The sequence below is a fragment of the Streptomyces litmocidini genome (assembly GCF_014649755.1).
GTDB classification, from domain to species: Bacteria; Actinomycetota; Actinomycetes; order Streptomycetales; family Streptomycetaceae; genus Streptomyces; species Streptomyces litmocidini.
The window spans coordinates 268811-280718 of record NZ_BMTQ01000002.1 but is presented as its reverse complement, the minus strand read 5'-3'; the positions used below and the strand labels follow the sequence as shown (position 1 = coordinate 280718).

The following is an 11908-nucleotide window of genomic DNA, read 5'->3' as shown; positions in this document are numbered from 1 at the left end:
CCCCGCTCGGGGACCGGCCGGCGCGGCGCATGCGCGGAGCCGCTACTTGACGAGCGTCTTGGTGAGCGCGATCGGCTGGTCGGGCCAGCAGGCGAGCTGGGCCTCGCCCGTCCAGTTCGGGGAGATGAAGGTCCAGCTGAAGCCCGGGTCGTCGTGCGAGGTGCCGCCGAAGCGGGTCTCCAGGGTGGTCCGGGTGGAGGGGGCCTTCAGCCTGATGGTGATCTTGGGCAGGTCGAACGGGGTGTTGGAGAGGTACGGGCCGGCGGCGCGCAGCACGGCCTTGGTGCCGTCTATCTGCAGCTCCGGGGTGCCCGCGGCGCCGCCGTCGGCGACCTCGTAGGAGACGACCGTCGCGCCGGCCGGCAGCTTGAACTGCAGGGCGACGTTCTTGACCTCCTTGTTGTAGGCCGGGTTCGGGGTGATCGGGGCCGGGTCGAGGGTGACGTCGAAGGTCGCCCCCGGGCGGACGGTCGCGGGGGCGACGGCGTCCACGTAGGTGGAGTAGGCGAGGCCGGTCACGGTGCCGACCCGGCAGTCGAAGTAGGTCTTCACCGGAGCGGCCTGGGCGCCGGACGTGGTGGCCGCGACACCGGCCAGGGCCAGCGGGACGGCGATCGCGGCGGTGCGGGCACGGCTGCGCAGTGCGGACATGGTGGTGGGGTTCCGTTCTCGTCGACGGCGTTCCGCCGGCCGGGTGCCGGCGGCTGGATGGTGAGGAAGGCGCGCCGGTGCCGATCGACGGCACACGGCGTCCCGTGGTCAGGAGACGGGGGCGCGCCAGAATTCGGGGTGGTCGCGGTACCAGTCCACGACCGCCCCCAGCCCGCTCTCGATCGACCAGCGGGGCGCGTAGCCCAGCTCCTCGCGGATCTTGGAGTCGTCGATCGCGTAGCGGAAGTCGTGTCCGAGGCGGTCCTCGACATGGCGCACCATGTCCCAGTCCGCGCCCAGGAGGTCGAGCAGGCGGGCGGTCATCTCGCGGTTGCTCATGCCGCTGCCGCCGCCGATGTTGTAGATCTCGCCGGCCCGGCCCTTGGTGAGGACCAGGTGCAGGGCCCGGCAGTGGTCGTCCACGTGCAGCCATTCGCGCACGTTGCGGCCGTCGCCGTACAGCGGGACCTTCCGGCCGGTCAGCAGCCGCGTGACGAAGTGGGGGATGAGCTTCTCGGGATGCTGGCGGGGACCGTAGTTGTTGGAGCAGCGGGTGACGCGGACGTCGAGCCCGTGCGTGCGGTGGTAGGCCCGGGCGATCAGGTCGCTGGAGGCCTTGGACGCGGCGTAGGGCGAGTTGGGCAGCAGCGGGCTGTCCTCGGTCCAGGTGCCGCTGTCCAGCGAGCCGTACACCTCGTCGGTGGAGACGTGCAGAACCCGGTCCACCCCGGCGTGCAGGGCGGCGTCGAGCAGCTGCTGGGTGCCCGTGACGTTCGTGCGGACGAACTCGCCGGGGCCGGTGAGGGAGCGGTCGACGTGGGACTCGGCCGCGAAGTGCACGATCGCGTCGTGGCCCGGGAGGACGCGGTCGAGGAGGCCCCGGTCGCAGATGTCGCCCCGGACGAAGTCGAGCCGGTCGTGGTGCTCGGGGAGGTTGTCGCGGCGGCCCGCGTAGGTGAGCCGGTCGACGACCGTGACGTCGACGTCCTCGGTTTCGGGGTAGGCACCCGCGAGGATCTGGCGGACGTAGTGCGAGCCGATGAACCCGGCGGCGCCGGTGACCAGGAGCCTCATGCGGCCACCTCCGCCCGGGTGTGGTCGCCGATGATGAGCCGTCGCCCGGCGGCCTCGCCGCCGCGCACGTCGGCCGAGCGGCCGATGAGCGAGCCGGACAGGCCGCGCACGCCCTGGATGGACACGCCGTCGAGGACGATCGAGTCGCGGATGCCGGCGTCCTCGAGGACGCAGTCGCGGCCGAGGGCGGTGTACGGGCCGAGCTCGCTGTCGCGCACGACGCTGCCCGCCCCCACCACGAGCGGTCCGACGAGGTGCGAGCGCTCCACGAGGGCCCCGGCCTCGACGACCACGTGCCCTTCGAGCGTGCTGGCCGCGTCGACCTCGCCCCGTACGCCGGGGGGGAGTCCGCGCAGCAGCACCCGGTTGCAGTCGAGGAGGTCGTCGGGGCTGCCGGTGTCCTTCCAGTAGCCGGAGTACTCGCCGGCGACGACGCGGTCGCCGCGTTCCACCAGGTACTGGATCGCGTCGGTGATCTCCAGCTCGCCCCGGGCGCTCGGCTCGATGGCGCGGACCGCCTCGTGCACGGCGGCGGTGAAGAAGTACACGCCGATCACGGCGAGGTCGCTGCGCGGCTGCTGCGGCTTCTCGACCAGCGCGCGGACCCGGCCCTCGGCGTCGACCTCGGCGACGCCGTAGGCGCGCGGGTCGTCCACCTTGGTGAGCAGCAGCCGGGCGGCGGGGCGGTCGGCCCGGAAGTCGCGGGCGGACTCGGCGATGCCGTCGGCGAGGATGTTGTCGCCCAGGTACATCACGAAGTCCTCCTCCCCGAGGAACTCCCCGGCGATGGCGACGGCGTGCGCCAGGCCGAGCGGGGCCTCCTGCTGGAGATAGGTGACGTTCAGCCCGTAGGCGGAGCCGTCTCCGACGACGGCGCGGATGTCCTCGGCGCGGTCGCCGACGACGACGGCGACGTCCTCGACGCCGATGGCGCGGACGTTCTCCAGGCAGTGCGTCAGGATCGGCTTGTTGGCGACGGGCACCAGCTGTTTGGGCATGGAATAGGTGAAGGGACGCAGTCTGGTCCCCATCCCTCCGGACAGAATCAGTGCCTTCATGGCAACCCTTCACTCCCGCCTTCGGCCCTTGCCTCGGTTACGGGGACGATTCTGCGAAGCCGACCTAGAGGGCCGGTCCAATCCAGCTGGACCCGGCGCGGGACCTTCCCGCGCGAGCGTGCCCGGGTGAACGCGGAGAAGGGGGCCGGCACGGGCCGGCCCCCTTCGTGGACGCGCGCAACGGGGGAAAAGCGCGCGTCCGTACGGGGGCGTGCTCGCCCGCCGGTGGGGCGGGCGGCACGCGGGTGGGCGTCCGGGGTCCCGGGGTCTGGCCCCGATGGTTCCGGCGCGGCGGTCGGTCAGTTCTTGCCCGCGGGCTGCTTCCCCTGCTCCTTGGCGCCGCCCGGCGCACCGGCGGCGGGCTCGCGGCGCTTCTCCTTCGGCACGGCCGCGAGGACGAGGGCGATCAGCAGCATGACCCCGCTGACCACGAAGACGGTCTGCATCGCCTCGGCCATGCCCTCCAGGAACGGCTTGGCGAGCCGCGGGTCGGCCCGGTCGAGGAAGGAGCTGTCGTCCATCGGTACGGCGCCGTTCCGGGCTCCGAGCAGCACCTTGTTGGCTGCCTGCCCGGTCACGGACGGGTCGTTCAGGGCCGCCGCGAAGGCGGGGTCGGAGGCGGCGTCGCGGTAGGCCGCGGCGACCTTCTCGCCGACCGCGCCGAAGAACATCGACAGGAAGACGGCGATGCCGGCGGTGCCGCCGATCTGCCGGAAGAAGGTGAACGAGCCCATGCCGGCGCCCATGTACTGCGGCGCGACGCCCGTCTGGATCGCGATGAGCATGACCTGCCAGCACAGGCCGATGCCGAAGCCCATCAGTCCGGCGGCGACGCCCGTCAGCCACAGCGAGGTGTCCACGGTGAGCGTTCCGAACCAGAGGGTCGCGGCGACCATCAGGACGAGGCCGGTCAGCAGGACCACCTTGTAGCGGCCCGTCCTGGTGACGTACGGACCGGCGATCCGGCCCGCCACGACGATGCCCAGCGTCTGCGGCAGCATCATCAGGCCGGCCTCGGTGGGGGACAGCCCCTTGACCATCTGGAAGTACAGCGGCAGGACGGACAGCGCGCCGAACACGGCGGCGCCGATGAGGACGTTGACGCCGTTGTAGACGGAGAAGAGCGGGTTGCGGAACATCGGCGTGGGCAGCAGGGCCGCGTCGGCCGCCCGCTTCTGCGCCAGCAGGAACAGCACCAGGCCGACCGCGCCCAGACCGAACAGCAGAAGCGTTCCCGCGTCGGTCCAGCCCCACTTCGGGCCCTGTTCGACCGCGAAGAGCAGCGGCAGCAGGCAGGCGATCAGCGCGAGCAGGCCCGCGATGTCGAACTTGTGCCGGGTGCGGTTCGGCTGGACGCGCACCAGCGTGGCGATGAGGAGCGCGGCGGCCAGGCCGATCGGCACGTTGATGAAGAAGGCCCAGCGCCAGCCGGTCGCGCCGAGGAAGGAGTCGAGTCCGGCGAAGAAGCCGCCCGCGACGGGGCCGACGACGGCCGAGACGCCGAAGACCGCGCCGAACCACGCCTGGTAGCGGCTGCGTTCGGTCAGCGGCACCAGGTCGGTGAGGATCGCGAAGGCGAGGCTCATCAGGCCGCCCGCGCCGATGCCCTGGATGCCGCGGAACACGGCGAGCGTCGTCATGGACTGGGCGAGGCCGGAGAGCACGGAGCCGAGGACGAAGATGCCGACGGCGCTGACGTAGACGGGCCGGCGGCCGTAGATGTCCGAGAGCTTGCCGTAGAGGGCCGTCGTGATCACCGAGGTGATCATGTACGAGGTGTTCGCCCAGGCCTGCTCCGAGAGGCCGTCCAGGTCGTCGGCGATGGTGCGCAGCGCCGCGGAGATGATCGTCTGGTCGAGCGCGGCCATGAACAGGCCGAGCAGCAGGCCCGTCATGATCAGCCGGATCCTGCGCCTGTCCGCCGTCCCGGCACCGGAATCGGGCGCGGGGGAATCCGGCTTCGCTGTGTCTGTCATCGGGATTTTCTTCCTTCGGATTCGGAAGGGACGTCGGGAGGGGGGCGGGCCGCTGCGTCCGGACCAGGATGAAACCTCTAGCGCACTGGAGGTCAAGGGGAATCGTGCGGCTCCCCGCTAGGGCCCGGCTACAGAGCCCCTCGAACTCCCTCCCGTACGCCGCACCGACCACACCGCCCGGCACCGACCGCACCGCACGGCACCGCCCGCATCCGCCCCCGCCGGCCGCGCACCGCCCGCATCTGCCCCCGCCGCCCGCGCACCGCCCGCCCCCGCCCCCGTACCGCTTCCAGCAGCGCTCCAGGAGCGCTCGACCCCCGCTCCCTAGCGTCCGCGGCCATGAGATTCCTTTTTGTGTCCGGAGGAAGCGCGGGGGCGGTCTTCCCCATCACCCCGCTGGCGCTCGCGGCGCGCAACGCCGGCCACGAGGTGATCGTCGGGGCCACGGAGAACGTGATGCCGCTGGTCGCCGCGACGGGCCTGCCCGGCGTCCCGATCACCCCGCGCACCATGTACGACTTCATGCAGCGCGACCGGCACGGCAATCCGCTGGAGATCCCCAAGGACCCCCACGAGCGGAACCTGTTCAACGGCCGCGGCATGGCCCGCCTCGCCCTGGGCAGCATGGAGGGCCTCGTCCCGCTGGTCGAGCGCTGGCGGCCCGACGTCCTGGTCGCCGGAGCCCTCTCGTACGCCGCCCCGCTCGTCGCCCACCGCTTCGGCCTGCCCTGGGTGCGGCACGCGCTCAACATGGGCGAGCCGTCCGTCATCGACCTCTCCGCCGCCGCCGAACTGGCCCCGGAACTGGAGGAGATGGGCCTGTCCTCGATCCCCGACCCGGACATGTACGTGGAGATCTGCCCGCCCGGCGCCCGCCGTCCGGACGCGGGACCCGCGCAGTTCATGGGGTACGTGCCCTTCAACACCCAGCGGGCGCTGGAACCCTGGATGTACTCCAGGAGCGGCGACCGGCCGCGCGTCCTGGTCTCGGCCGGCAGCCGGGTGACCGCCGACTACGAGGCCGACGCCCTGTCCGCGCTGGTGGAGAAGGTCGCCGGGCTGGACGTGGAGCTGCTCATCGCGGCGCCGCAGGAGATCGCGGACGCCCTGGGCGACCTTCCGGAGAACGTACGGGCGGGCTGGCTGCCGCTCGACGTCGTGCTGCGCACCTGCGACCTGCTGGTGCACCGGGCCGGCGGCAACACGATGCTGCACGCGATCGTGTGCGGCGTCCCGCAGCTGCTGATCCCGGCGATGCCGAAGCAGGTGGGGATGTCGGCCCGGCTCGCGGAGTACGGTGCCGCGATCATGCTGACGGCGGGAGAGGACGACTCCCCCGAGAACGTCGCCAAGATGTGCCGGGAACTGCTCGAGGACCCGTCCTACAAGGCCAGGACCGAGGAGCTGAGCAGGGAGATCGCGGGGCTTCCCACACCCCACGACGTGACGGTCGCCATCGCCGACATGGTCCGCGCCCGCGGGGGGATGTGAATCCGTCACCTCCGATTCGTGACGGGAACACTGGTCGGCGATCATCAGGTGTTCGGACAATCCAGCGAGGCGCTGCGTCACCACGCCCACAGCTCGAACGTCCTCTTGGAAGACCCGAAGGATTCTGGAAGGAACCCCCATGAACCACGTCCTCGCCGAGAACCCCGCCTGGGCCGCCGTCCTCGCCCCGGCCCCCGAGGAGTCCCCGGCCACGCTGTCGATCGAGGACCTGGACACGGTCCCCGCCGACGCGGCGGCGCTGTTCACCCTCTGCATCCTGGCTCCCGAGCCGGCCGAGGCCGTCGCGGCCTGACGCCTCGGTACACGAGCAGGGGGGACCGGTGGCCGTGGACGGCGGACCGCGGATCGGCTGGCGCAGCCATCTGCGCAGCCTCGTCGTGCCGGGCGAGGCGGTCTACCTCGTCTCCGCGCGGGGCGTCCGCGCCGTGCGCGGCGCCCCGGCCGAGGCCCTGGCCCCCCTGCTCGACGGCAGCCGCACCCCGGACCAGGTGCTGCGGGAGGCCGCCGCCACCGGTGCCGGCCCGGAGGAGCTGCGCCGCGCGCTCGCCGAGCTCTGGTCGGCGGACCTCCTCCGCGCGCACGCCCGCCCCTCTCCTGACGCACCCACCGCCCCCGGTCCTTCGGCCGAGGCCTTCTGGGACCTGGCCGGAGCGGCGGCCCCGCCCGCCACGGCGGTCGTACGGCTCGTCGTCCTCGACGGCCCGGTCTCCCCGGAGGAGGCACGGGACGCCTGCGCCGCCTCCGGGCTCGTCCTCGCGCCCTCCACCGCGGAAGCGGAGGACGCCGACGTCGCCCTGGTGCTCTGCGCCGACTACCTGGACCCCCGGCTCGCCGACGTCGACGCGCGGCAGCGCGCGGCCGGCCGGCCCTGGATCCTCGCCGGGCCCGGCGGCCCCGAGGCGTGGACCGGCCCCGTCCTGCGCCCCGGCGACGGCCCCTGCTGGCACTGCCTCGCCGAACGCCTGCGCCTCCAGCGCGGCTCCGAGGCCCCCCTGCACCGCGCGCTGGGCAGTACGGCCCCGGTGTCCCGACCCGACGCCTCGATCGCCGCGAGCCGGGCGGCCGGCCTGCACACCGCCGTCCTGGAGACCGCCAAGTGGCTGGCCGGCGTGCCCGGCCCCACCCGCGACGCCGTCCACACCTTCGACGTCCTCACCCTCGCCGGCGAGCTGCATCCGGTGACCCGCCGCCCCCAGTGCCCGGCCTGCGGCGACCCCGGGCTCGTGGGCGCCCGGGTGCGCGAGCCCTTCGTCCCCCGGCCCCGCCCCAAGGCGGCGGACGGCGGGAACGGCCACCGCGCCCTGTCCCCCCGTCAGATGCTGGAGCGGTACGGCCATCTGGTGGGCCGCGTCACCGGCGTCGTGCGCGAGGTGCGGCGCAACCCGCGCAGCCCCGACTTCACCCACAGCTTCCTCTCCGGGCACAACCTGGCGATGCGGGCGTCGACCCTGGCCGGGCACAGCGCGGGCCTGCGCGCGCTCAGCGGAGGCAAGGGCCTCACGGCCGAGGAGGCCACGGTCAGCGCCCTGTGCGAGGCCGTCGAGCGCTACAGCGGCTCGCGGCACGGCGACGAGCCCGTGGTCCGCGACAGCTACCGGGCGCTCGGCCCCGCCGCCGTCCACCCGGACTCGGTGCGGCTGTACGACCCCCGGCAGATGCGCGAGCGGGACGTCTGGAACGCGGCCGGCTCGCCCTTCCAGTACGTCGGCCGCCCCTTCGACGAGGAGGCGCCGCTCGACTGGACCCCCGTGTGGTCGCTCACCGGGAACGCCCAGCGGCTGCTGCCCACCTCCCTCCTCTACTTCGACGCCGACCCCGCGGCCCCGCTGCGCGCGGACTCCAACGGCAACGCCGCCGGTTCCAGCCGCGAGGACGCCTTTGTGCAGGGCTTCCTCGAACTCGTGGAACGCGACGCGGTGGCCCTGTGGTGGTACAACCGCACCCTCGCCCCCGCCTGCGACCTCGACGCCTTCGTCGCCGCGGGCGACACGTGGATCGAGCCGCTGCGCGCGGGCTACCGCTCGCTCGGCCGCGAGGTCTGGGCCCTGGACCTGACCTCCGACTTCGGCATCCCGGTGGTGGCCGCCCTGTCCCGGCGCACCGACCGCCCTTCCGAGGACGTCCTGTTCGGCTTCGGCGCCCACCTCGACCCGCGCATCGCGGTGCGCCGCGCGCTCACCGAGATGGGCCAGCTGCTGCCGGCGGTCGTCGACGCGCGCCCGGACGGCTCGGGCTACACCGTGGACGATCCCCAGGCGGTGGCCTGGTGGCGCACCGCGACCGTCGCGGACCAGCCCCATCTGCTGCCGGACCCGCGGATCGCCCCGAGCGGCCCCGGCAGCCACCCGTACGCCCCGCGCGCCGACCTCGCCGACGACGTGGCGGCGCTCACCGCACTCGCCGCCGAGCGGGGTCTGGAGGTCCTGGTCCTGGACCAGACGCGACCGGACATCGGGCTTCCTGTGATGAAGGTCATCGTTCCCGGCATGCGCCAGTTCTGGCCACGTTTCGCGCCGGGCCGTCTCTTCGACGTGCCGGTCGCGCTGGGCCGGCTCACCGCCCCCACCCCGTACGAACTCCTCAACCCCCTGCCGCTGTTCGTCTGACCCCGGTGACGCCGGGCCGTCCCTCTCGGCCATCGCCCTCCGGCGGCGGGGAATCCGCCGCTGTTCGGAGACCGTTCACCGAGGTCGGAGCCGATGGTGATCCGGACAGCGCGGTCCGATATTTCCATGATCGGCATCGCGATACCTTCCGGTACGTCTCTTCCCCCACAGAGAGGTCGTCCCCTCTGATGAACTCGACGGAACACCATCCTGACGATCCGAACGGCGCCGCGGCGCACCTCTCTCACGACGGCTCCACGGTGCCGGCCCCCCGCCTGGCCCGCTCGGTCCTGCTGGCCACCATGGCCGGATACTCCCTGGTCACCGCCGTGAACATCCTCGATGCCGGCTCCTCCCCCCTGGAGAACGGCATCGGATTCCTCGCCCTGCTCGTGATATTCGGGCTCCAGCTCGTGCACTCCAGGCCGCAGGCCCGGCAGAGCTCGTACGGATGCCGCGTCACCACCCTCGCCCTGCAGGCCGCGTGCTGCTTCCTACCGCTCGCGCTGTTCCACCTGGCGTGGGGAGCGATGTGCGGTTTCCTGGCCGGCTCCGTCCTCCTGCTCCTCCCGGCCAGGACGGCCTGGCCGCTGTACGTGGCGATCGGGCTCTCCCTCTACGGGTACTCGGCGTTCGTCGTCGACCGCAGCCTCTTCGACAGCGTCTACACGCTGGAGACCACCCTCGTCACCGGGCTCGTGGTGTTCGGGCTGAGCACCCTGACCCGTCTGGTGGCCCGTCTGCACGCGCAGCGTTCCGATCTGGCCAGACTGGCCGTGGCCGAGGAGCGGCTCCGCTTCTCCCGGGACCTCCACGACCTGCTCGGCTACAACCTGTCCGCGATCACCCTGAAGACCGAGCTGGTCCGCCGGCTGGTGCCGGACATGCCGGCCCCCGCCAGGGCGGAGACCGACTCGATCCTCGCCCTGTCCCGCCAGTCGCTCGCCGATGTGCGCAAGGTCGCGACCGGCTACCGCGACATGTCGTTGCGCGAAGAGGTGGCCGCCACCCGCTCGATGCTGGAGGCGGCCGGCATCGAGGTGGTGGCGACCGTCGGCACGGGCCCGCTGCCGCCGCAGATCGACACGGTGCTCGCCACCGTGCTGCGCGAGGGCGTCACCAACGCGCTGCGGCACAGCCACGTCCACCGGTGCGCGATCCGGTGCGCGGAGGAGGGCGGCGTGGTCACGCTCAGCATCGACAACGACGGCGTGGAGCCCGTCGGCCGGAACCCCTTCGGGGCGGCGGGGCCCGTGCCCCGGCAGGCGGCGGACGAGCCCGGCGGCACCGGCCTGGGCAACCTCACCCACCGCCTCGGCCGCCTCGGCGGCAGCCTCACCACCGAACTGGGCGACGACGGTTGGTTCCGGATGACCGCCCGCGCACCACTGGGCGCCCGACCTGACACATTCGACCTTAATCGGATGGAGAACGCACAGAAGTAAACAATTGTAGTGTGAATACAGTCGGACCACGGGGGGTTCACCACAGTGATACGGATATTGCTGGCTGAGGACATGGGCATGGTCCGCGGCGCACTGGTGGCGCTGCTGGGCCTGGAGGACGACCTCGAGGTGGTCGCGCAGGTCGAGCGCGGCGACAGGATCCTCCCGACCGCCCTGGAGCACCGCCCCGACGTGGCGATCATCGACATCGGGCTCCCCGGCATCGACGGCCTGACGGCGGCGGCCCTGCTCGCCGAGGAGCTCCCCTCCTGCCGCACCCTCATCCTGACGAGCCTCAGCCGCCCCGGCGTCCTGCGCCGGGCACTGGACGCCAAGGTGGCCGGCTTCCTGCCGAAGGACGCCTCGCCCCAGGAACTCGCCGAGGCCATCCGCCGGATCGCGGCCGGTCACCGCGCCATCGACCTCCAGCTCGCCCTCGCGGCCTGGGACGGTGCGGAGAGCCCGCTCACCAAACGGGAGCTGGAGGTCCTCCGCCTCACCGCCGCGGGCGACGAGGCCCCGGAGATCGCCGCCCGGCTGCACCTGTCCACGGGGACCGTCCGCAACTACCTGACCTCGGTCGTCACCAAGCTGAACGCCCGCAACCGCGTCGACGCGGTGCGCATCGCGCACGAGTCCGGCTGGCTGGTCTGACGCCCGGCCGGACCCGTACGCGTCAGGTGCGCATCAGAGACGGGCCGGCGTACTGCGCCCGCTCCCACTCCAGGTCCAGCCCGGGCTCGCCGGAGAGCACCGCCCGGTGCAGCCGCTGCAGGCGGTGCGAGGGCTCCACCCCCAGCTCCTCGATGAGGGTCCTGCGCAACTCCTGGAACACCTCGAGCGCCCGCCACACCCCGCCCGAGCGGTACAGCGCCGTCATCAGCTGCGCGGCCAGGTTCTCGTTCATCGGGTGCCGGGCGACCAGCATCCGCAGCTCGGCCAGGAGCGAGGCGTGCCGCCCGAGCAGCAGGTCCGCCTCGATCCGCTGCTCGAGGACCCGGGTGCGCTGCTCCTCCATCCCGAGCACCTCGACCCCCAGGACCCGCCCGACCGGCACGTCCACCAGTGCGGGTCCCCTCCAGAGCCCGAGCGCCCGCTCCAGCGTCGCGGACGCGGCCCGCGCGTCGCCCGCCTCCAGCGCCGTCGATCCACGGGCCGCCAGCGACTGGAACTCCCGCAGGTCGCTGTCCTCCGGACGCACGGCGAGCCGGTACCCCCCGAAGCAGGTCGTGAGCACCTCCTTGGCGTCCCCGTCCCGGCCGGGCCCGCAGCCCGGCCCGCCGGCACGCAGCGCCGCGGTCACCTTCCGGCGCAGATGGAGGATGTACGTCTGCAGCGTGGTGGCCGCGCTCTTGGGGATCGCGTCCCCCCAGATCTCCTCCATCAGCGTCGGCACGGTCACCACCCGCTCCGCTCTGATGGCGAGCAGCGCGAGCAGTTGGCGCGGCTTGCCCGCGCTGGGAACGATCGACTGTCCGTTCAGACGGACCGCGAGCGGCCCGAGAATCCCCACATCCATGAAACTCCCCCGGAGTGATTCGATATTGGAGAGACTGACCAGCGATGTCGGTATCGACGATGACACG

The 11908-nt window shown here is 72.7% G+C and carries 10 protein-coding genes; 5 read left to right on the top strand and 5 right to left on the bottom strand.

What is annotated here, in order from left to right:
* Positions 1 to 42 precede the first annotated feature (42 nt).
* From IE180_RS04615 to IE180_RS04600, 4 genes are all read right to left on the bottom strand, one after another.
* On the bottom strand, positions 43 to 651 hold the full coding sequence (locus IE180_RS04615; protein WP_190155446.1) for a hypothetical protein: 609 nt from the start codon (positions 649 to 651) through the stop codon (positions 43 to 45).
* 108 nt (positions 652 to 759) lie between these two features.
* Positions 760 to 1725, bottom strand: coding sequence for a dTDP-glucose 4,6-dehydratase (gene rfbB, locus IE180_RS04610; RefSeq protein WP_190155445.1), 966 nt, complete (start codon positions 1723 to 1725; stop codon positions 760 to 762).
* Positions 1722 to 2783 carry a glucose-1-phosphate thymidylyltransferase gene (locus tag IE180_RS04605; protein WP_190155444.1) on the bottom strand — a complete coding sequence of 354 codons (1062 nt, stop codon included), beginning with the start codon at positions 2781 to 2783 and terminating at the stop codon, positions 1722 to 1724. Before IE180_RS04605 ends, rfbB begins: the two co-directional genes overlap by 4 nt.
* A 299-nt stretch (positions 2784 to 3082) precedes the next feature.
* Positions 3083 to 4759, bottom strand: a complete 1677-nt coding sequence (locus IE180_RS04600; protein ID WP_190155443.1) for an MDR family MFS transporter — start codon at positions 4757 to 4759, stop codon at positions 3083 to 3085.
* 339 nt (positions 4760 to 5098) lie between these two features.
* On the opposite strand from IE180_RS04600, the gene IE180_RS04595 reads away from it, so the two are divergent.
* From IE180_RS04595 to IE180_RS04575, 5 genes are all read left to right on the top strand, one after another.
* A complete protein-coding gene (locus IE180_RS04595; RefSeq protein ID WP_190155442.1) occupies positions 5099 to 6250 on the top strand; it encodes a glycosyltransferase in 1152 nt (383 codons plus the stop codon).
* A gap of 139 nt (positions 6251 to 6389) precedes the next feature.
* A complete protein-coding gene (locus IE180_RS04590) occupies positions 6390 to 6563 on the top strand; it encodes a hypothetical protein (protein ID WP_190155441.1) in 174 nt (57 codons plus the stop codon).
* Positions 6564 to 6597: 34 nt separating this feature from the next.
* Positions 6598 to 8877, top strand: coding sequence for a TOMM precursor leader peptide-binding protein (locus IE180_RS04585; RefSeq protein WP_229860287.1), 2280 nt, complete (start codon positions 6598 to 6600; stop codon positions 8875 to 8877).
* Between the two features lie 188 nt (positions 8878 to 9065).
* Complete coding sequence (locus IE180_RS04580; protein ID WP_190155439.1) at positions 9066 to 10322, top strand: sensor histidine kinase; 1257 nt, start codon at positions 9066 to 9068, stop codon at positions 10320 to 10322.
* Positions 10323 to 10367: 45 nt separating this feature from the next.
* Positions 10368 to 10976, top strand: coding sequence for a response regulator transcription factor (locus IE180_RS04575; RefSeq protein ID WP_190155438.1), 609 nt, complete (start codon positions 10368 to 10370; stop codon positions 10974 to 10976).
* A 22-nt stretch (positions 10977 to 10998) separates the two neighbouring features.
* On the opposite strand, the gene IE180_RS04570 is transcribed toward IE180_RS04575, so the two are convergent.
* Positions 10999 to 11841 carry an AfsR/SARP family transcriptional regulator gene (locus IE180_RS04570; protein WP_190155437.1) on the bottom strand — a complete coding sequence of 281 codons (843 nt, stop codon included), beginning with the start codon at positions 11839 to 11841 and terminating at the stop codon, positions 10999 to 11001.
* Positions 11842 to 11908: the final 67 nt, after the last annotated feature.

Bases quoted from the DNA above. Each gene is read 5' to 3' on its own strand.
- IE180_RS04595 (WP_190155442.1), top strand. From the start codon at position 5,099: ATGAGATTCCTTTTTGTGTCCGGAGGAAGCGCGGGGGCGGTCTTCCCC.
- IE180_RS04615 (WP_190155446.1), bottom strand. From the start codon at position 651: ATGTCCGCACTGCGCAGCCGTGCCCGCACCGCCGCGATCGCCGTCCCG.
- IE180_RS04580 (WP_190155439.1), top strand. From the start codon at position 9,066: ATGAACTCGACGGAACACCATCCTGACGATCCGAACGGCGCCGCGGCG.
- IE180_RS04590 (WP_190155441.1), top strand. From the start codon at position 6,390: ATGAACCACGTCCTCGCCGAGAACCCCGCCTGGGCCGCCGTCCTCGCC.
- IE180_RS04600 (WP_190155443.1), bottom strand. From the start codon at position 4,759: ATGACAGACACAGCGAAGCCGGATTCCCCCGCGCCCGATTCCGGTGCC.
- IE180_RS04570 (WP_190155437.1), bottom strand. From the start codon at position 11,841: ATGGATGTGGGGATTCTCGGGCCGCTCGCGGTCCGTCTGAACGGACAG.
- IE180_RS04605 (WP_190155444.1), bottom strand. From the start codon at position 2,783: ATGAAGGCACTGATTCTGTCCGGAGGGATGGGGACCAGACTGCGTCCC.
- rfbB (WP_190155445.1), bottom strand. From the start codon at position 1,725: ATGAGGCTCCTGGTCACCGGCGCCGCCGGGTTCATCGGCTCGCACTAC.